The sequence below is a fragment of the Embleya sp. AB8 genome (assembly GCF_049739465.1).
GTDB lineage: Bacteria > Actinomycetota > Actinomycetes > Streptomycetales > Streptomycetaceae > Embleya.
This window is the reverse complement of sequence record NZ_JBMHHY010000007.1, coordinates 16,049-36,064: the sequence shown is the minus strand read 5'-3', so window position 1 is coordinate 36,064 and position 20,016 is coordinate 16,049. Positions and strand designations below refer to the sequence as shown.

At 73.4% G+C, this 20,016-nt stretch carries 12 protein-coding genes; 5 read left to right on the top strand and 7 right to left on the bottom strand.

Annotation, left to right across the window (positions count from 1 at the left end; genetic code table 11):
- The first annotated feature begins 121 nt into the window (after nucleotides 1–121).
- Nucleotides 122–8,653 carry a type I polyketide synthase gene (locus ABIA38_RS11675; protein ID WP_424638465.1) on the top strand — a complete coding sequence of 2,844 codons (8,532 nt, stop codon included), beginning with the start codon at nucleotides 122–124 and terminating at the stop codon, nucleotides 8,651–8,653.
- 228 nt (nucleotides 8,654–8,881) lie between these two features.
- Here the strand turns inward: ABIA38_RS11675 and pth are convergent, their stop codons facing one another.
- From pth to ABIA38_RS11660, 3 genes are all read right to left on the bottom strand, one after another.
- Complete coding sequence (gene pth, locus ABIA38_RS11670) at nucleotides 8,882–9,472, bottom strand: aminoacyl-tRNA hydrolase (RefSeq protein ID WP_424638464.1); 591 nt, start codon at nucleotides 9,470–9,472, stop codon at nucleotides 8,882–8,884.
- A 140-nt stretch (nucleotides 9,473–9,612) separates the two neighbouring features.
- Complete coding sequence (locus ABIA38_RS11665; RefSeq protein ID WP_424638463.1) at nucleotides 9,613–9,795, bottom strand: hypothetical protein; 183 nt, start codon at nucleotides 9,793–9,795, stop codon at nucleotides 9,613–9,615.
- 242 nt (nucleotides 9,796–10,037) lie between these two features.
- Nucleotides 10,038–10,970 carry a hypothetical protein gene (locus tag ABIA38_RS11660; RefSeq protein WP_424638462.1) on the bottom strand — a complete coding sequence of 311 codons (933 nt, stop codon included), beginning with the start codon at nucleotides 10,968–10,970 and terminating at the stop codon, nucleotides 10,038–10,040.
- A 55-nt stretch (nucleotides 10,971–11,025) separates the two neighbouring features.
- Between ABIA38_RS11660 and ABIA38_RS11655 the strand changes: the two genes are divergently transcribed.
- From ABIA38_RS11655 to ABIA38_RS11645, 3 genes are all read left to right on the top strand, one after another.
- Nucleotides 11,026–12,489, top strand: a complete 1,464-nt coding sequence (locus ABIA38_RS11655; RefSeq protein ID WP_424638461.1) for a pyridoxal-dependent decarboxylase — start codon at nucleotides 11,026–11,028, stop codon at nucleotides 12,487–12,489.
- A 91-nt stretch (nucleotides 12,490–12,580) separates the two neighbouring features.
- Nucleotides 12,581–13,288: a sulfotransferase family protein gene (locus ABIA38_RS11650; protein WP_424638460.1), complete on the top strand. Its 708-nt coding sequence runs from the start codon at nucleotides 12,581–12,583 to the stop codon at nucleotides 13,286–13,288.
- Nucleotides 13,275–14,561, top strand: coding sequence for a WS/DGAT domain-containing protein (locus tag ABIA38_RS11645; protein WP_424638459.1), 1,287 nt, complete (start codon nucleotides 13,275–13,277; stop codon nucleotides 14,559–14,561). Before ABIA38_RS11650 ends, ABIA38_RS11645 begins: the two co-directional genes overlap by 14 nt.
- Nucleotides 14,562–14,706: 145 nt before the next feature.
- On the opposite strand, the gene ABIA38_RS11640 is transcribed toward ABIA38_RS11645, so the two are convergent.
- The 4 genes from ABIA38_RS11640 to ABIA38_RS11625 form a co-directional block, all read right to left on the bottom strand.
- On the bottom strand, nucleotides 14,707–16,308 hold the full coding sequence (locus tag ABIA38_RS11640; RefSeq protein WP_424638458.1) for a sensor histidine kinase: 1,602 nt from the start codon (nucleotides 16,306–16,308) through the stop codon (nucleotides 14,707–14,709).
- A 676-nt stretch (nucleotides 16,309–16,984) separates the two neighbouring features.
- Nucleotides 16,985–17,812, bottom strand: coding sequence for a hypothetical protein (locus ABIA38_RS11635; RefSeq protein ID WP_424638457.1), 828 nt, complete (start codon nucleotides 17,810–17,812; stop codon nucleotides 16,985–16,987).
- Nucleotides 17,813–17,914: 102 nt separating this feature from the next.
- Complete coding sequence (locus ABIA38_RS11630) at nucleotides 17,915–18,175, bottom strand: hypothetical protein (RefSeq protein WP_424638456.1); 261 nt, start codon at nucleotides 18,173–18,175, stop codon at nucleotides 17,915–17,917.
- Entirely contained in the window at nucleotides 18,172–19,014 is an 843-nt protein-coding gene (locus tag ABIA38_RS11625; protein ID WP_424638455.1) for an alpha/beta fold hydrolase, read from the bottom strand. Before ABIA38_RS11625 ends, ABIA38_RS11630 begins: the two co-directional genes overlap by 4 nt.
- A 150-nt stretch (nucleotides 19,015–19,164) precedes the next feature.
- Between ABIA38_RS11625 and ABIA38_RS11620 the strand changes: the two genes are divergently transcribed.
- Complete coding sequence (locus ABIA38_RS11620) at nucleotides 19,165–19,968, top strand: 2-keto-4-pentenoate hydratase (protein WP_424638454.1); 804 nt, start codon at nucleotides 19,165–19,167, stop codon at nucleotides 19,966–19,968.
- The last annotated feature ends 48 nt before the right edge of the window (nucleotides 19,969–20,016 follow it).

The following is a 20,016-nucleotide window of genomic DNA, read 5'->3' as shown; positions in this document are numbered from 1 at the left end:
GTCTCCGAGGTCGCGGTGGGGCTCGAAAGGGGTGTCGACGCCGGTTTACCCATCGCCGGCAGGGAACCCGGTGGACCATGCCGTCGTCCTCGACGACGGGTCGTCTCAAGGAGGTCATGCGGTGGGTACGCACGCCGACATCGTCACACCACTGCCGGAACTGCTCGGGCGGCACGCCCGGCGCCTGGGGGACAAGGTCTGTTTCCAGGACCGGCGCACCCGGGTGACCTACCGGGAGTTGGCACTAAGGACCGCACGGCTGGCCGGTCATCTGGCCGGACTGGGCGTGGCGCGTGGTGACCGGGTGGCCGTGCTGCTCGGCAACCGGGTCGAGGCGGTCGAGAGCCTGCTCGCGATCACCCGGGCGAGCGGCGTGGGTGTACCTCTGGACCCCGGGAACTCCGAGCAGGAGCTGACCCGTTTGTTGGACGACAGCGGGGCCCGGGTGCTCATCACCGATGTCGCCTGCCTGACCCGGCGGCGAACGCCGGCGTCGCGACCCGGGCTGACCGTGGTGGTGGCCGAAGGCGGCGCCGAGGATGGTGCCGAGGACGCGGACGGGAACTCGCCTTCGTACGCAGACGGGAACTCGCCTTCGTACGCGGACGTCGAGGGACCCGCGGACGAGGCCGGCGGAGCCGGGGGCCGGCCCGCCGCGCTCGCGGGCGGCGTTTTGCGATACGAGGAATTGGCGGGCACGGAGCCGCGGACGCCGGCCCGGGACGACCTCGCACTGGACGAAGTGGCCTGGCTGCTCTACACCTCGGGCTCCTCCGGCACGCCCAAGGGCGTCCTGTCCACCCAGCGCAACCGCCTCGCGCCGATCGCGACGGGCCTGGTCGGCATCCTGGGCCTGTCCGAACACGACCGCGTGCTCTGGCCGTTACCTCTCCATCACGCGATGAGCCAGGTGGTGTGCTTCCTCGGGGTGACCGCGGTGGGGGCGAGCGCGGAGCTGCTGCCCCGCTTCTCGGTGGCCGGGGTGCTCGGCGAACTGCGGCGTGGGGACGCCGCGTTCACCTTGCTCGGCGGGGTTCCGACCACGTATTCGGCTCTCCTTGACGCGGTCCGGGGCGAGGCGGGCGGCCCGGCCGGCGGCGGTCTCGGTGCGCCCGCGCTGCGGGGTTGCGTCAGTGGTGGCGCTGCGGCGGGGCCCGGCTTCCGCGAGTCCTTCGAGGCGATCTGCCGGGTCCCGTATCTGGAGCACTACGGCAGCACGGAGGCGGGCCCGATCACCATGCCCGCGCCGGGCGAGGCGGCGGCGGCCGGGGCGGGCGGCCGGGTGCTGCCCGATGTCCGGGTCCGGATCGGCGGAGGCCCAGACGGCCGGGACACCGGCGAGGGCGAGTTGTGGGTCAACGGGCCCGGGGTCATGGCCGGCTACCACGGCCGGCCGAAAGCCACCGCGGAGGTCCTGCGCGACGGCTGGTTCCGCACGGGTGACCTGGCCAGGATCGACGCCTCCGGTGGACTCGCCATCACCGGCCGGGCGAGTGACCTGATCGTTCGGGGCGGGGTGAACATCCATCCCGCGGAAGTGGAAGCGGTGTTGCGGCGGTTGCCGGGGGTGGCGGACGCCGCCGTGGCCGGACGCCCGCACGCCGTCTTCGGCGAGGTGCCGGTGGCCTATCTGGTGGCCGAACCCGGCCGCGGCCCGCTCGACAGAGGGCGCATCCTCGCCGCGTGCCGCGCGGAACTGTCCGGTGTCAAAGTACCCGTCGAGCTGTTCGAGGTGGCCGACATTCCCCGTACCGCCTCCGGGAAGACCCTGCGCCGAGACCTCGCCGGCCGGCCGGCGCGGACGCTGGGCGCACCGGCCGCCGGGGAGCCGGCGCAGGACCTGCTGGCCCTGGTGCGCGGCGAGGTGGCGGCCGTGCTCGGCGGTACGGCTCGAACGGTGGAGCCGGACACGGCACTTCGGGACCTGGGCATGGACTCCCTGACCGCGACGGTGCTGCGGGAGCGGTTGTCGGCGGCGACCGGCCTGCCGCTCTCCGAGGCCGTCGCCTTCGACTTCCCCACGGCCGCCGCGCTCGCCGCCCACCTCGGGGCGCAGAACGGCGCCGCGCCGGCCGGTGTCGCGCCCGTGCACCCGAGTGCGGCCCGGTCCGACGACGACCCCGTGGTGATCGTGGGGATGGCCTGCCGCTATCCCGGAGCCGTGACCTCGCCCGAGGAACTGTGGCGGCTGGTGGCCGACGGGAGGGACGCGATCGGTCCCTTCCCCACCGACCGGGGCTGGGACACCGGGGCGCTGTACGACCCGGACCCCGGGCGGGCCGGACACACGTACGTGCGCGAAGGCGGGTTCCTCGTCGGCGCGGACCGCTTCGACCCCGGCTTCTTCGGCATCTCCCGCCGCGAGGCGTTGGCCATGGACCCGCAGCACCGACTGCTGCTCGAAGTGGCGTGGGAGGCCCTCGAGTACGCCGGTCTCGTCCCCGACACCCTGCGCGGCTCGGCGACCGGGGTGTACGTCGGGCTGATGTACAGCGACTACGCCCGCCGACTGACCAGGACGCCCGAGCAGGTCGAGGGATACCTCGGCCTCGGCAACGCCGGAAGTGTCGCCTCGGGGCGGATCGCCTACACCCTCGGCCTCGAAGGCCCGGCCCTGACCGTGGACACGGCGTGTTCCTCGTCCCTGGTGGCCCTGCATCTGGCGGCCCAGGCGCTGCGCCGGGGCGAGTGTGCCTTCGCGTTGGCGGGCGGTGCCACGGTGATGTCGGGACCCTCGTCGTTCGTGGAGTTCAGTCGCCGGCGGGCGCTGGCCCCGGACGGCCGCTGCAAGGCGTTCGGCGCGTCCGCCGACGGCACGGGATGGGCCGAGGGCGCCGGAATGTTGTTGCTGAGCCGACTGTCCCAGGCGCGCCGCGCCGGACTTCCGGTACTGGCCGCGGTACGCGGCTCGGCGGTGAACCAGGACGGGGCCAGCAACGGGCTGACCGCGCCGCACGGACCGGCGCAGCAGCGGGTGATCCGCGCGGCACTCGGGGACGCGGGGCTCGATCCCGGGGACATCGACGCGGTGGAGGCGCACGGCACCGGCACCCGGCTGGGGGACGTCATCGAGGCGGAAGCCTTCCTCGCGACATATGGGCGGCAGGCGCGACCGCGTCCGCTGTGGCTGGGCTCGGTGAAGTCGAACATCGGTCACACCCAGGCCGCCGCCGGAGTGGCCGGCGTGATCAAGATGGTGCAGGCGATGCGGCACGGCGTGTTGCCCCGTACGCTGCACGCCGACGAGCCGACCCCGCGGGTCGACTGGTCGGCGGGGCGGATCGCACTGCTGACCCGGGCGGTGCAGTGGCCTGCGGCGGACCGTCCGCGCCGGGTGGGGGTGTCCTCGTTCGGCATCAGCGGTACCAACGCCCACGTGGTGCTCGAAGAGGCTCCGGTGGATGGTGCGCTCGCCCCGCCGGGTGCCGGGGCGGACGGCGCGACCGCAAACGACCGCGTCCGGCCCGGGGCAGTGCCGGGCGGCGCGGTACGACCCGCGCCGGCCACGGTGTCCTTTCCGGTGTCGTTTCCGATGTCGGCCCGGAGCGGGCCGGGGCTGCGGGCCCAGGCCCGACGGCTCCACGACCAGGTGGCCGCCGCCCCCGACGCGGTCCCGGTGGACATCGGGTACTCCCTCGCCACCACGCGTGCCGCCTTCGAGCACCGGGCCGTGGTGGTGGCCCGCGACCGTGCCGAACTGCTCGGCTCCCTGCGGGCCGTGGCGGCGGGCGGCGGCCGGCCCGGAGTGCACACCGGCACGTCCCGCCGGCCCGGCCCGCGGGCCCTGTTGTTCACCGGGCAGGGCAGCCAGCGCGTCGGCATGGGCCGTGAACTGTACGAGTCGCGCGACCTGCATCCGGCCTTCGCCGGTTCGTTGGACGAGTGTTGTGCCCTGTTCGACCCGCTGCTGCCGGTGCCGCTGCGGGACGTGATGTTCGCCGGGCCTGATACCGGTGCGCTGTTGCAGACGACCCGGTTCGCGCAGCCCGCGCTGTTCGCCCTGGAGACGGCCCTGTTCCGGCAGTTCGAGGCCTGGGGCGTACATCCCGACCTGGTGGCCGGGCACTCGGTGGGCGAGGTGACGGCGGCACACGTCGCCGGGGTGTTGTCCCTCGCGGACGCATGCACGCTGGTGGCGGCCCGGGGCCGGCTGATGGACGCGCTGCCTGCGGGCGGCGCGATGGCCGCGGTGGCCGCCGGCGCGGACGAGATGGCCGCCCGCCTCGCCGAGACCGGGGGAGCGGTGGAGATCGCCGCGATCAACGGGCCCGCCTCGGTGGTCGTCTCCGGCGACGAGGCCGCGGTGCGGGAAGTCGCCGCGTACTTCCGCGAGCAGGGCCGTGCGGTGACGCCGCTGCGGGTCGGCCACGCCTTCCACTCCGCGCGGATGGAGCCCATGTTGGCCGAATTCGCGGACGTGGTCCGGCGGTTGTCCTTCGCCGCGCCGCGGCTGCCCCTGATCGCCGCCTTGCCGGGCCGGGCGGCCACCGACGAGGAGTTGTGCACACCGCGCTTCTGGGTGGACCAGGTCCGCCGTCCGGTGCGCTTCGCCGATTCGGTGGCGCACCTGGCCGAGCGAGGCGCGGCGCACTACGTCGAACTGGGGCCGGACGGGGTGCTCACCGGCCTGGTACGAGACTGCCTCGCCGGGTCCGGACCGGCCCCGGCGGACCCCGACTCCGGCGAAGCGGACGGCGGCGGGCAGGGTCCGGGACCGCTGGTCCTGCCGACGCTGCGCCGGACGCGGCCGGAAGCGGATGCCCTGCTCGACACACTGGGCGCGCTGCACGCCCATGGCGTGCCCGTCGACTGGCGGGCCGCCTTCGCCGGGCGCGGCGGGCGCCGCGTCGCCCTGCCCACGTATGCCTTCCAACGCCGCCGGTACTGGCTGGAGCCCGACCCGGGGCTGTTGCCCGCGTCCGCGACGGCCCAGGCCGGCCATCCGTTCCTGCGGTCGGGCATCCGCACGGCCGACGACCACGGGTTGTTGCTGAGCGGGGTGCTCTCGGTGCGCGACCAGCCGTGGCTTGCCGACCATGTGGTGGCCGGGGAGATCCTGCTGCCGGCCACCGCCTTCGTGGAAATGGCCCTGTACGCCGGTGGGTTGGTGGGCGCGGACACCTTGGACGAACTCGTGCTGACCGCGCCGCTGCCGCTGCCGCCGTCCTCGGACGGTGCCGTCGCCCTGCAGGTGAAGGTGGCGGAGGCGGACGACGCGGGACGGCGGACGGTGCTCTTCCACTCCCGGCCGCACCCTTCGGCGGGGGATCGGCCCTGGCTCCGCAACGCCACCGGCACACTCTCGCCCGCGCAGCCGGCCGCGGACCGCGAAGCGGGCGCCGCCGGGACCGGCGGCGCGCCGCGACCGCACGCGTCCTGGCCGCCCGAGGCGGCGATGCCGCTGCATGGCGACGGCTCGGGGATCGCACCGTACGAGCGGTTGGCCGCCGACGGGCTGCATTACGGCCCCGCCTTCCAGGGCATGCGCGCCGCCTGGCGGCACGGGGACGAACTGTACGCCGATGTCGTACTGCCCGAAGCGGCCCGCGCCCCGCGCCCGGAGGCGGACGACCCGAAGTTCGTCCTGCATCCCGCACTGCTCGACGCGGCACTGCACGCCCTGGCCCTGGACAGTCTGGTCACGAGGGAGAACGGTTCCGGGACAGCCGATCCGGCGGCCGGCGGCTTGTCCCTGCCGTTCGCCTTCGGCGGAGTGCGCGTGTACACCACCCACGTACAGCGACAGCGCTTGCGGGTACGGACGACTCCCGGACCCGACGGGCGGGCTGCCGTGGAGCTGACCGACGAGGCGGGCTCACCGGTGGCGACGATCCGTTCGTTGACCCTCCGACCCCTGCCGCGGACCGGATCGGCGGCGCCGGCCTCGGTCACCGGTGCGCTGTACCGGACCGACTGGGTGCCGTGGACCGAGCCGCCCGCACCCGTGGCGATGCCCCGCTGGGGGGTGCTGGGCACGGCGGGCACTGCGCTGGTGGACGCGCTCGCGCCGCCGGGTTCCGGCGTCCCGGTGTACCCCGGCCCGGCGGCGTGCGACGCGTCGTCGGCTGTCGTCGTGGCACCGTGCCCGCCGGCCGACCCGGGCGGCGATGCGCGGGACCAAGCCGCCGCGATGTTGCGGGTCGCGGACTGGGCGCTGGGCCTGGTGCAGGAGTGGCTCGCCCAACCGCACCTGGCCCACTCCCGTCTCGTCCTCGTGACGTCCGACGCCGTTGCTGTGGCTTCGGCCCACGAGGGTCTTCGTGCGGACGGCGCCGGTCTCGGCGATGACGGCGGATCCTGCGCAACGCCGTCCGTACCGTCGCACGCGCCGGTGTGCGGACTGGTCCGCTCGGCGCTGCGTGAACACCCGGGCCGCTTCGCCCTGATCGACGTGGACGAACACCCCGACTCGCACAGTGCCCTGCCCGCCCTCCTGGCCGGCTCGGTGCCGGAGGCTGCCGTACGCCGAGGCACGGCGTACGTGCCGAAGCTGGTGCCACTGGCCGAGGCGACACCGAGGCTGGTGCCATCGGCCGAGGTGGCGCCGAAGCCGCGCAAGCGAGTGTCACTCGACCCGGAGGGCACCGTCCTGGTCACCGGCGGCACCGGTTCGCTGGGCATGTTGGTGGCGCGGCACCTGGTCACCGCCCACGGCGTCCGGCATCTGCTGCTCGCCGGCCGCCGCGGGCCGAACGCGCCGGGGGTCGGGGAACTCGTCGCGGAACTGCGCGAGGCGGGCGCCCGGGTGGCCGTTCACGCCTGTGACGTGGGGGACCGGACGGCGCTGGCCGGCCTGCTCGACGCGGTACCGGCGGCCCACCCGTTGACCGGCGTCGTGCACACCGCGGGGGTGCTGGACGACGGCGTCGTCACGGCGCTCACCACCGACCGGCTGCGGCGGGTGTTGCACCCCAAGGCGGATGCCGCGCTGGCGCTGCACGAACTGACCCGAGGACACGACCTGGCCGTGTTCGCCCTGTTCTCCTCGATCGCGGGCACCTTCGGCTCCGCCGGCCAGGCCAACTACGCCGCGGCCAACTGCGCGCTGGACGCCCTGGCCCGACACCGCGAACGGCTCGGACTGCCCGGTACGTCGATCGCCTGGGGCCCCTGGCGGCAGCACGACGGCATGATGGCGCACCTCGGCGACGCGGATCGGCAGCGGATGGCCCGCTCCGGGTTCGTCCCGCTCGGGCCGGAGGAGGGCCTGGCCCTCTTCGACGCCGCCGTGGCCGGTGACGAACCCGTCGTCGTGGCGGCCCGCCCCGCCCCGACCACTGTGCGCGGCGGCGACCCGGCGGCCGACCGGCTGCGTATCGCCACCGCGGAGCCGGGCCACCGGGGCGTGGACCGACTCGCCCGGGCGTGGGCGGCCGTTCTCCCCGGCGAACGGGGCGAGGTGCTGCTTACCCGGGTCCGGACCCTGGCCGCCCGCGTGCTGGGCCATCGCGACCAGGCAGGCGAGGTCGACGCGGACACCCGGCTGGCGGACCTGGGACTGGATTCCCTGGCGGCGGTCGAGCTGCGCAACGAACTCGCGGCGTGGACGGGGCTGGCCCTGCCGTCCACGCTGCTGTTCGACTTTCCGACGCCCCGCGCGCTCGCCGCCGAGCTGACCCGGCGGTACGCCGCCGAGGCACCACCTGCCGGCGCCGAACCCGACCACCCGGCCGGGCCCGAGGCCGCCGGCCCCGCCGGCCCCGCCGACCCCGCCGACCCCGCCGACCCCGCCGACCCCGCTGACCCTGCCAGTTCCCCGGAGCGACCGGCGCACGACGGCGCGGGAGGCGGTCCGCAGGCCGACGCCCAGGCGGAGGACCCCGACACACCGCCCGCCGGGGGAGCTTCGGACTCCCTGGGCACGCTCTTTCGTACCGCATGCGCCCGGGGACAGAACTGGGACGGTATGGCGCTCCTGACCATGGCCGCGCGCCTGCGCCCGGACTTCGACAGCGCAGAGGCGCCCGGCGCTATGCACGAACCCGTCATCCTCGCGGCGGGTGGCGGGCAGGCCCCGCTGGTCTGTTCCCCGGCGCTCAGCGCGTTGTCCGGACCGCACGAGTACGCGCGCCTCGGTGTCGCGCTGCGCGGGCTGCGACCACTTTCCGCGCTGCGCCACCCGGGATTCGACCCCCGGGAGGGGCTGCCCGCCACACTGGACGCCCTCGTCACCGCCCAAGCCGGCGCCGTCCGCGCGGCTGCGGCCGAAGGCCCCCCGGTACTCCTGGGGTGGTCGGCCGGTGGCTGGGTGGCCCATGCCGTAGCGGAGCGTCTGGAGTCCGAGGGTGCCGCCCCGATGGCCGTCGTCCTGGTGGACACCTATCCCGCCGTGCACGGCGACCGCGGTCGGGCCCTCTCCGCGATGACCTCGGCCATGCTGCGCCGGGCGGCGGAATTCGCCTCCGCCGATCCTGCTCGACTCACCGCCATGGCCCGATACTTCGAGCTCTTCAACGACTGGAAACCGACGCCGCTCGCCTGCCCCACCCTGTACGTACGAGCCCGACTTCCACTGCCCGACACCGAACCCGCCCCGGACTGGAGCCTGCCGCACGCCGAACTCACCGCACCCGGTGACCACTTCACCATGCTGGAGGAACACGCCCGGACCACCGCACTCGCCATCCACCGGTGGCTGGCCGGCCGGACCTGAGGACTGCCCCGGTGCGGGCCCGGGATCTCGTCGCCACAGGTGGTGCGGTGGCCGACGCGGATCCCGGGTTCGCCGGCGGCCTGCCGGCGCGCCGGCAACGGCTCGAGCAGTCGCGCCCGGTCGGTGCTACCGGTAGGTACCCGGCGACCGCGACGAGCACGGCCCACATCCGGCTCGGCGCCGGCGCGACCTTCGGCATCATCACCCGAATCACTCGAATCACTCGAATCACCCGATGTGCAGGCCGTTCTGCGCCTTGTCCAGGCCCGCGGTGATCAGGGCCTCGATCGTGTCCGCGCAACGGTTGAGGTGCGTGGGCAGCGTCTTGCGTTCGGCCTCGGTGAACTTCTGCACCACGAACGTGTCGACCTTCACGCCCTTCGGCGGACGGCCGACGCCGAAGCGGAGCCGGATGTAGTCGGGAGTGCCGAGCACTTGGGTGACGTTGCGCGGGCCGTTGTGTCCACCGGCCCCGCCGCCGCGTTTGAGGCGGATCACGCCGTAGGGGAAGTCCAGGTCGTCTTGGACCACGACAAGCCGTTCGCGCGGGACGCCATGGCGCCGCATCGTCGCCGCGATCGGTCGGCCGGCGCGGTTGACCGTCCACCACGGCTTGACCACCACCACGCGCCGCCCCGCGATCTCGACCTCGGCGACGGGGCCGTGGCCGCTCCGCACTCCGAACCGCGCGCCGTGCCGTTCGGCCAGGCGATCCGCGACCAGGAACCCGGCGTTGTGTCGCGTGCCGGCAAACCACCGGGTGGGATTGCCCAGTCCGGCGATCAACCAGGGCTGTTCGGGCCGCATTTCGACATCCATCGGGTCACCCTAAGCCGTGGCCCGGGCGACGATCGCGGCACCGTCCCGAGGTGATGCGCGCCGCGCGGGTGGGTCGACGACTGCACCGGTCGACCTGTTGCCAGGTCTCGTCCGGCGGGTGGCGGGCGACCGGTGCGCGCTCAGCCGGGTATCGGCGAAGAGTGCGCCGCCGTCGGTGGTGCCGGCGGCGCCGTGATCGCCCCGGATAGTTCGTACTCCGTGGCCGGGTACACCTCGGTCGCGCCCGCCGATGCCGCGCCGACCAGTACGAGCAGGGGAGCGGCGGCCAGGGCCAGGGAAATGGCGATTCGGGGTGACTTCACGAGTATTCGATTCCTTTCCGAGCGGAGAACGGGCGAAAGCACGAGGGGTGTCGACCGAGATCGGGGTGACATGTACGGTTCCGGACGAATGATGGCGAAGCGTTGGCGGATGGTGATGATTCCGATGCGCCAAGAGTGCCGGCCGTCGGCACGCGGGCGTAACCCGCGAAAGTTGGGGACGGCGAGCCGAAGGTTGCCAAAGCCGCCCGGAGGGATCGACTCGGTCCCGGTCCCGGTCCCGGTCACGATCCGGGGCGGAGCAGGGCGGGGATGGCGTCCCGGGCCTCTCGCGGTCGGGCCGGCTGGGTGGTTGCGGGTGGGGCGTCCAGGTCGGCGCGGCGCCTACGACACAGGCGTTCCAGCACCCGTACCCCCGGTTCCGCGCCGCGCAGCAGGGAGGGCCCGGAGCCGACGAAGCGCGAGCAGACGCCCACATGGGCGTGGTGGACGTCGGTCAGCACCTCGATCAGACGCCGGTGAGCGGGGCGCAGTGTGGCGGACCTCGTCGGCGCGACCCGACCCCACTCGCGCAGACCCCGCACCAGGACGCGGTGATCGGCCGACCACAGGCCGGAGAATCCGGCTCGGGGCACATGCGGTGGGGTTATCGAGGGCCGGACGATGTCGTGGTAGTCGGCGGGCCCGAAGGAAGCGGTGACGCGCAGGGCCGCCGCGCTCGCGCGCAGGAAGTGCGCGGCGCTCTCCAGGCCCAGGGCGGACTCGGCGGACGAGGAAGCGTGGAGCGCGTGTCGCAGGGCGACGACGGTGGCCTGGGTGAGGGCGAAGAACAGTCGGTGTCCCTGGATCCAACGCTCGTGCACCGTGGCCTGGTTGCCGAACCCGGCGGAGTCGGCTCGGGGCGTCGGTCCGACCGCGTGCGTGACGAGTTCGAGGTCGGGCTCCAGCGGAGTTCCGTCCGCGTACCGGGAGAACGCCCGCACTCGGGCGAGAGTTTCGTTCAGGGCGTCGACCAACAGGAGCGCCGGGGCGCAGGCACAACGCGCGACCGCGAAGTAGTCGTCGAACGCGGCTTCGTGTGCCTCGCGTTCGCGGATGCGTCGGTGCTCGGCGGGCGGGTGATGGCGATCGGGTCGGCTCGCGGCCGCACGCAGGACCGCGAGGTCGCGGGGCAGGCGGTCCGGGGGAGCGAGCCACAGTACGGAATCGCTTGTCATATGCGCCATTTCGGTAGATTGGTAAGGTATGTTACCCGGCATGTCGGGAATTCCCATGGATGATTCGTTTCGCGGCGCGATCGGCGTGGTGGCCGAGATTCTCGAGGACTATTGGGAGGACCTACGCGAGGAACGCCTGCCGGTGACACCCGACCTCCGGCCCGGGGACGTGCGCGCGATGTTGCCCGACCACGTGCCCGCGCACGGCGAACCGATCCGGGACGTGCTGGCCGACGTACGGCGTCTGGTGATGCCCGGGCTCGTGCACTGGCAACACCCGTCGTTCCTGGGCTACTACCCCACCCAGACCAGCCCCGCATCGGTGATCGGCGAACTCCTGGCCTCGGGCCTGGCGGTCCAGCACATGATGTGGTCGACGGGTCCGGCCGCCACCGAACTCGAGGAGGCGGTCCTGGACCAACTCGCGGTCGCGCTGGGCCTGCCGAAGCGGTTCCTCAGCGGCGGGGACGGCGGCGGAGTGCTGCAGGACTCGGCGTCCTCGGCGGTCCTGGTGGCCGTGGTCGCCGCGCTGTACCGGGCCTCGGACGGGCGCTGGCGCGAGCACGGCACCGAAGGACGTTACCGCCTGTACTGCACCGACCAGGCCAACTCCTGCGTCCCCAAGGCATCCCGCATCGCGGGCCTGGGGGAGCCGACCCTGATCGCCACCCGGGCGGGAAGCTGCGAGATGGACCCGCACGCCCTGCGCCGCAGACTGACGGCCGACCGCGCCGCGGGCGTCGTCCCCGCGATCGTGGTCGCCTCCGTCGGCACCACGGGCACCTGCGCCGTCGACCCCGTCGCCGCCATCGCCGAGGTGTGCCGCGAATTCGGAGCCTGGCTGCATGTGGACGCCGCCTACGCCGGATCGGCCGCCGTCTGCCCGGAGAACCGGTGGATCAACGACGGCGTCGAACATGCCGACTCCTACGCCGTGAACTGCCACAAGTGGCTGCTGACGGGACCGCCCTGCGACGCCATGTGGGTGGCCGACCGACGCAGCCTCACCGCGGCCATGGACATCCGCCCGGACTTCCTGCGCAACCGGGCCAGCGACTCGGGCGACGTCACCGACTTCCGGGACTGGCAGGTGCCGCTCATGCACCCCTTCCGTGCCCTGAAACTGTGGTTCGTCCTGCGCACCCACGGCCTCGAGGGGCTGCGCGCGCACATCCGCGAACAGCTCTCCCTCGCCGAACTGTTCGCCGACCTGGTCCGGGACAGCCCCGGCTTCGAACTGGTCTCGCACACGCTCGGGCTGGTGTGCTTCCGCCTCACCGGCGACAACGCGCGCACCGAACGCCTGCGCGGCGACCTGGACGCCACCCACCGAATCCTGGTCACCCCCACCACCGTCGACGGCCGCTACGTCCTGCGCGCCGCGCTTGGCTCACGCCTGGCCTCGCAGACCTCCGTCCGCAACGCCTGGGCCCTGGTACGCGAGGTCGCCGCCGCGATCCCGGACGACCGACCCACACCCTCCCAGGGGCCGGCGACGGCCTCGGCGGGCGCTCGGTGACCCCGCACGTGCACCCACCGCCCCGCCCCCGATGGCGAAGGGCGGACGCCGGCCCACGGCCAAACCCGTACGAAAGAGGAGGCCCGGGATCGTGGACGTGATCGGAGTGGGGTTCGGCCGCACCGGCACGCTGTCGTTGCGGATCGCGCTGGAGCGGCTGGGATTCGGACCGTGCTACCACTGGACGACGCTGTTCGAGGAGCCCGAGCGGGTCGCGCACTGGGAGCAGGTCCTGGCGCACCACGAACGTGGCGAAACCCCGCCGTGGGAGCGGGTGTACGCCGGGTACCGTGCGGCGGTCGACTGGCCCACGGCCGCGTTCTGGCGCGAAGTGGTCGACGCCTACCCGCTCGCGAAGGTGGTGTTGACCGTACGCGACGAACACGACTGGTACGAAAGCATGTCCCGGACGATCGCCCGCCACGTGCACACCGGCCGTGACGCGCCCGACGCGCGGCCCGACGAGGTCGCGCTCGCCGACCGGATCATCGGCCGGCGCGTCTTCGACAACCGCCTGCACGAGCGCGACCACGCCATCGGCCGCCACCGGGCGCACGTCCGCGCCGTCCGCGCTCACCTCGCGCCCGAACGCCTGTTGGTCCTGGACGTCCGCGAGGGCTGGGCGCCACTGTGCGACCACCTCGGGATGGCCGTACCCGGGACGCCGTTCCCGCACGTGAATCGGAGCGCGGAGTTCGAGGACATGATGCGACCGGTGTACCGCCGCCCACGAACCCCGGCCCCCGCCACGCCGACGACGCCGACGACGCCGGAGGGAGAACACCGTGCCCAGGCATGACGACGCGGCCGTGACCGGCGAACGCTGGTTCGACTACGCGGCGGCGCACCCCCACTCGAACATGGAGATCGGCGGGGCGGCCGTGATCGCCGGCCCCGTGCCCTCGACCGACGAATTGCGTGCGGTGATCGAGATGGCCCGCGCGGCCCACCCGCCACTGCGCGACCGCGCCCGCCCGCCCGGCGCGAACGCGCGCGGTCCGGCCGCGCCCGCCGATCACCTCGAGGAGTGCGCGCTGCCCGCCCACGGCGGTGAGGTCGCGCTGCATACGGCGATCGATCGTGTGTGCGCCCGGCCGCTCACGGACGTCACCTGGGGCATCACGGTGCTCCACGGCCATCGTGACAACGAGTTCGTCCTGCTCCTTCGCGCCCACCACGGCCTCCTCGACGGCATGTCCCTGATCGGAGTCATGCTTGCCGCGCTGGGCGAACCCGGCCTCCCACGCCGCCGTACACCCCCCAAGCCGGCACCCTCGTGGACACCCCGCCGGGTGCGCGCCCTGCTGCGTGCCGCCGCCGACATCGCGCTGCCCGCACACGCGGTCCGCCTCGGACCCGCGGGCGTTCCGGCCCCGACCGGTCCGCCGCAACGCCGCTGGGCGCACACCCCGCTGGCCCGGATGAAGGCCATCGCGCGGGCGAGCGGTACCAGTGTCAACGACGTCTATCTCGCCGCGCTGGCCGGGGCCCTGCGACCGTGGTTGCCCGACGCCGCCAAGGACACCGTGAACGTGCTGGTCCCCCTCGACACCCGACGTCGCCATACGAGCAACGAGGTGGGCAACTTCCACCGCGGCGTCCGGGTCGTCCTGCCCTGCCGACTGCCCACCGCCGCCGAGCGACTGGCCGCCACACACCTGGCCACCGCGAACATTCGCACCGGCCGCCTGGACCCGGACGCGGACGTGCTGCTGGAGACACTGCCCACACGCTGGCACGGTCGCGCCATCGCACGCCTCCTGCGCCCGCAGCGCACCACCCTGGTGGCCACCCGTGTGCCCGGCCCCGCCCGGCCCCTCGAACTCCACGGCCGCAATATCCACACCCTGCTGCCGCTGATGTTCCTGCCCGCCGGACACCACCTGTCGATCTGCCTGGCCGAATACGCCGGAACCGCGCACCTGGCCGTGGTCGCCGACCCCAGCCTGCCCGCCATCGACGAACTCCCCACCCGATGGCTCGCCGAACTCGGCGCACTGGAGAGCACCCCCACGCAGCGTGGGCCAACCACCGCTTCCGCAGACACACCCGACGCAGTCGTGAACCCGTAACCGGGCGACCCGAGGCGGCCACCGCTCGGGCACGGGTCGGGCCACCCGCCGGGCACCGAGGGCGAACCGTGCGTGCCGCCGGGCCTGGTCGACACGCGCAAGGCCCGTGTCGGACCCTTCAGTTCGGTCACTCCGGTCGATCCGGTCACTCCGGCGTCACCGGGAAGGTCCGCTTCTCGACGAGGTGGCCGTCGACGAAACAGAAGCGGAACGCGGTCTCCGACGGGGAGCCGGCCGCGGTGGGCCCGTTGGAGACGAAGTACGAGCACGTTGCCTTCGGTGGTTCCGGCGGGGCCTGGCTTCGCGCGTTCCGGGTCATGAGCTCGCTGCCCTCGGGCAGCAGACTGCGCACATCCTCCTCCGCCCGGCCGACCTCGACGGCGTCGTACGTTTCGGGACGCAGTTGGCCCCGGTCGAGTTCCCGAAGCAGGGTCACTGTCCCCCACGCGAGCAGAGCGGCGCCGGCGACCACGAACACGGGTGCCGCGACGAGGAGTCCGATGCCGAACCGGCGCTTCGCCCGGGCCGCCGCCAGGACCTCGGCGGCCTCGCCGGAAGGGTCGTCGGCGAGGGACGTCGTCGCCTTCCCCTGCGCCCGCGCGGCTCGCGCACGGGGGATCGCCCCGGACTCCGCGCCGGGCTCCAGGTAGGGGAGGGCGAGGGTGAGCCGGAAGCCGCCGTCGGTGGTCGGTCCCGAGTCCGCCCGGCCGCCCACCATGCGGGCGCGTTCGCCGAGTCCGACCAGTCCGCGCCCGCCGCTGATCGCGTCGGCGCCGGCGTCCGGGGTCGGCGCGGGGCCGTTGCGGACCTCGATCGCCAGGTGGTCCGGTTCGTAGCGAAGGCTCACGCGCGCGCTTGCTCCGGGCGCGTGCTTGAGGATGTTGGTCAGGCCCTCCTGGACGACCCGGTACGCGGTGTGCTCGGCGGCCGGAGCCAGGGGCCGTTCCCGGCCCGAACGCTCCAGGACGACGTCGATGCCCGCGGTGGATGCCGCGACGAGGTCCGCGATCCCGGCGACGGACCCCGCGGCGTCGGGCGCGTCCTCGCCTTCGTCCTCGCGCAGGATCCCCACCACCTCGCGCAGTTCGCGCATCGCCTCGGTGGACGCCTGGCGCAGCACTTCGGCCGCCGTCCGTTGGCCGTCCGTCAGTGTCGGGTCCGCGCCGAGGCCGGCGGCGTGTACCGAGATCAGCACCAGGCGGTGGCCCAGGCTGTCGTGCATGTCCTGCGCGATACGGGTGCGTTCGCGGTGCCGGGTCTCGCGTGCGATCAGGTCGCGTTCCCGGGTCAGGCGTGCGGCGCGTTCGTACAACGCGCCGGACAGCGCACGACTTTGCGCGTGATACCGCCCGGCCAGGCCCGGCACCCCCACGAACACCACGAAGGCGATCACACACAGGACCACGACGATGTAGCCCAATGGCGGCGTGAGGTCGCCCTCGTGGAAGAGGGAGCCGAGCACCTGCGGCAGGCCGACCATCGCCACCAAGGCACCGCCGAACGCCAACGTCGTACGCCCGAGACCCACGACGCGGCGTCCGGCCGACCAGGCCGCGCAGACCGTCACGGGCAGCCCCACGGCCGGCCAGTACAGGAGCAGCGGCGCGACCGCCGCGACACTCGCGGGGAAGCGAAGACGCAACAGCAGCACGAGTACGCCGAGCAGCGAACTCCCCACGGCCGGCCACACGCCATCCCCGGCAAGCCAGTCCAGGAACGGGCTCATCGTCAAGACGATGCCCGCCATCGCGATCTCCACCGCGACCCGCACACCGCTCCACGGCCCGGGACCCGCCGACCAACGCGCCGCCGACACGAGCAACGAACACCATCGGCCCCGACGATCCTCGTCGCCTGCTCCCGTTCCGGCCCCTACTCCTGCTCCCGCAGCCGCAGTACCGGACTCCCGCGACCGCCCTCCCGGCGCCGTCGGATGGCCGATCCCGGTGCCCGCCATATGCACATCTCTCCTCGACGCCCCGCGTACCTGATGCCATGCGATCGAAACGATCACCGCCACACACTAAGGGGCCACCCGAAACCATCGCTTCGGCTGGTTGTCGGGCCGGAGGCACGAGGCGAGCAAGTCCCGTCCGTGGAACGGCAAAGGCCGGATCTTCGTCAAGGGCAGGGTCGTCAAGACCGTCCCCGAATCCAAAAATCGGGCACCCACTGATCGAGGAAGTTCCCAAACCCGCCGCGGGAGGGGACCGAGATCCAAAGCCGGCCGAGTCAGGTGCCGTAACAGGGGAGGACGCCGGTGTCGATCGGGGACGGCAGCGGGGCGGGCAGGTCGACCGCCTCCCCGTACACACCGTCGAGAACCGCGCTCTCGCGGCGTGTGCACCGTGTGGTCGGGCCCGGCCGGCGCGGAAGAAGTGGTGTGGTCCGCGCCGGTCGGCGGTGGTGGCGGCTGCCGGGGTTCAGGGGTGTGCCGTCAGGGCTGCGAAGCCGAGGCCGGTGATCCATTCCGGGACGGCCTCGTAGCCCAGGATCTCGCCTCGGCACGGGCCCACGGCGGCCATGGCGGCGGCGAAGTTGCGGATCTCCTGTGCTCCGTTGCCGCCTTCCGCGCGGACCGTCGCGTCGTCGAGCGCGCACAGGCCGGCCAGGTCGCCGCGGGCCACCAGGTCGAGCACGGTGCGGTCGAACTCGGCGTTCACCCGGCCCATTTCCGGCGTGCCGACCCAGTGGCTGATGCCGCCGCTGCCGAGCACGGCGACCCGGACGTCGCGGTCGTAGGCCTCGACGGCGGCGCGGATCGCCGCGCCCACCTCGGCCGCGCGCGTCATCGACAGCAGCGGCTCGACGCCCGAGGCGAGGTATACGGGCACGACCCGGGCGTTCGAGGCGCGGACCACCAGGTCGTAGGGAATCACGATGGAGTGGTCCGCGGTGAGGACCGGCGCCACCGCCCAGTCCACCCGGTTGCGGTGGCCGTGCTCGGCGATGTGCCGGGCGAGTTCGCGGTTGTCGGGCAGCGGCGCGCGCGCGAGTCCGGGCAGCCGTTCGACCGGGCCGCTCACATCGCCGGTGCCGATCAGGTACCGGGGCAGGCAGCCGGGGCCGAACAGCACGTAGTGGTCGGCGCCGATGATCACGACGTCGGTGGGGTCGAGCGCGGCGAGTCGCTCGGCGACGGCGCGGTAGGCGGCGGTCACCCGGTCGCGTACGTCGGCCGGCGGGGCTTGCGGCGCGGTGTGGATCAGCGGGTCATGAGGCAGCAGGAAGCCGCCGACGACGGTGCCCATGGCAGAAGCACTCCGATGGTTGCCGAGGAAGAGGTAACGGAAGACATGGCGGTCGGCGACGAGCGGCGCGACGGCGAACGTGGGGTACGCGCGCCGACGTCGCTAGCGGGCTTCGGCATCGCGCAGCCGGGCCAGGTATTCGCCCGGCCGGCCCCCCGTGGTGAGCCAGAAGCCCCACACCAGCATCGGGTTCACCCCGAGCTGTAGCAGGCCCCGGACGTCCCGGTCGCGCAGGAGGGACGCCTCGTGGTCCGTGAGGCGGTAGCGCGCGCGAAGCGCGTCGGGGTCGGCCGCGAAGCGTTCGCGCACGCTCCGGTCGCAGCTCACCTCGTACAGCGTCAGTTCGAGCGACTCCCGAGTCATCGCACCCGCCGCGCGAGGAAGTCGTCGACCAGTGCCACGAACGCGTCGCGGCGCTCGGACTGGACCCAGTGCCCGCATTCGCCGAACAGGTGGAGTTCGGCGTCCGGGATCGCGTGCGCGGCGCGCATGCCCAGTTCGGCGGGGATCACCCGGTCCTCGCGCCCGTGCAGGACCAGGGTCGGGGCGGTGATCGTGGCCAGTCGGTCCTCGGGCACGCCCTTGACCGGGGTGCCGGCGCCGCGCGGTTCCGGGATCAGTCGGCGGTACGCCTGCTGTGCGCCGGGGCGAGCGCTCGCCTCGTACCGCGCTCGCACCATCTCGGGCGTGACCAGCGACGGGTCGTACGGGAAGAGTCGCAGGACACGTTCCATCGCGCCGGGGTCGGGTTCGTAGTGCCAACCCGCGGCGAGGCCCTCGGTCATCGGGAAGGTGCCGCAGGGGGTGCCGAGGAGTACGAGGCCGTCGACGCGCTCCGGGGCGCGCAGTGCCGCGGCGAGGGCCAGTCCGCCGCCGAAGCTGTTGCCGACCAGGGTGGCGGACGGGATCTCCAGCGCGTCCATGAGGCCGAACAGCTGGGCGACCCACAGTTTGATGCCGTATTCGAAGCCCTCGTGGAACCCGGACCCGCCGAAGCCGGCCGCGTCCGGGGCGACCACCCGGTGGCGGCCGGCCAACTCCGGCAGGACGCCCGACCAGTTCGACCAGGCCGACACACCGGGCCCCGACCCGTGCAGCAGCAGGACGGGCCGCCCGGTGCCGGCCTCGTGGAAGTGCGTCGGATGGCCCGCGGCCGTCACCGTCCGACTCGTCGTGTGTTCGTCGATGGTCGACGGGAGCATGTCAGAACCTTTCGATTGGTCGATTGATTGATCTCTGTGAAACGCTAGTACCAGGGCTATCTTCAGTAAACAATGAATCGATCGTTCAATCGATCGATCATTTCGGTTGAAGGCAGGCGCGGAAGGCGCGCAGGCGCGAAGGAGAGTGTTGTGGCCATCGACCGCACCGCAGTGGAACAACTGGCGGGCATGCTCGCCGACCGGGAAGGCCGGCGGCGTCCGGGTCCCCGGCCGAGCGCCGACCATCCCGGGATGGACGTCGCGGACGCCTACCGCGTTCAGCAGGAGCTGATCGCGCGGCGTGTCGCCCGCACCGGCGAACGTGTCGTCGGCCACAAGATCGGCGCGACCAACCCCGTCGTCCAGCGGCAATTCGGAGTGGACACCCCGGACTTCGGCCACCTGCTCAGCGGGATGATGGTCGCGGACGGCGGCACGATCGACGTCGGCGAGTTGATCGCGCCGCGCGTCGAGGCGGAGATCGCGTTCGTGTTGGGGGCGACGCTGGCCGGGCCGGACGTCGGTGTCGCCGACGTGATGGCCGCGACCACGGCGATCGCTCCCGCGCTGGAGATCATCGACACCCGGATCGACGGGTGGGACCTCACCTTCGTGGACACCGTCGCGGACAACGGCAGCAGTGCCCGGGCCGTCGTCGGCGATCGGTTCGTCGCCCCGACGGCGGTGGACCTGCGTACGGTCGGGGTGGTCCTGGAGATCGACGGGCAGGTCCGCGACACGGGCGCGGGGGCCGCTTCGCTGGGACACCCGGCGCGGGCCGTCGCCTGGCTGGCGCGGGCACTCTCGGAGTACGGACAGCCCCTGCGGGCGGGCCACATCGTGCTGTCCGGCTCGCTCACCGCGACCCCGGCCGTGGCGGCCGGCAACACGGTACGGGCACACTTCGGCGGCCTGGGCAGCGTCGGCTGCGCGTTCTACGACGGCGCGGCGTGACCGGGGGCGCCGGGCTCCGGGACACCCCCGCGAGCCCGGCGCCGTTCC

Excerpts from the sequence above, each read along its gene's own strand:
- pth (WP_424638464.1), bottom strand. The coding sequence starts at position 9,472 with ATGGATGTCGAAATGCGGCCCGAACAGCCCTGGTTGATCGCCGGACTG.
- ABIA38_RS11660 (WP_424638462.1), bottom strand. The coding sequence starts at position 10,970 with ATGACAAGCGATTCCGTACTGTGGCTCGCTCCCCCGGACCGCCTGCCC.
- ABIA38_RS11655 (WP_424638461.1), top strand. The coding sequence starts at position 11,026 with ATGGATGATTCGTTTCGCGGCGCGATCGGCGTGGTGGCCGAGATTCTC.
- ABIA38_RS11640 (WP_424638458.1), bottom strand. The coding sequence starts at position 16,308 with ATGGCGGGCATCGTCTTGACGATGAGCCCGTTCCTGGACTGGCTTGCC.
- ABIA38_RS11635 (WP_424638457.1), bottom strand. The coding sequence starts at position 17,812 with ATGGGCACCGTCGTCGGCGGCTTCCTGCTGCCTCATGACCCGCTGATC.
- ABIA38_RS11630 (WP_424638456.1), bottom strand. The coding sequence starts at position 18,175 with ATGACTCGGGAGTCGCTCGAACTGACGCTGTACGAGGTGAGCTGCGAC.
- ABIA38_RS11625 (WP_424638455.1), bottom strand. The coding sequence starts at position 19,014 with ATGCTCCCGTCGACCATCGACGAACACACGACGAGTCGGACGGTGACG.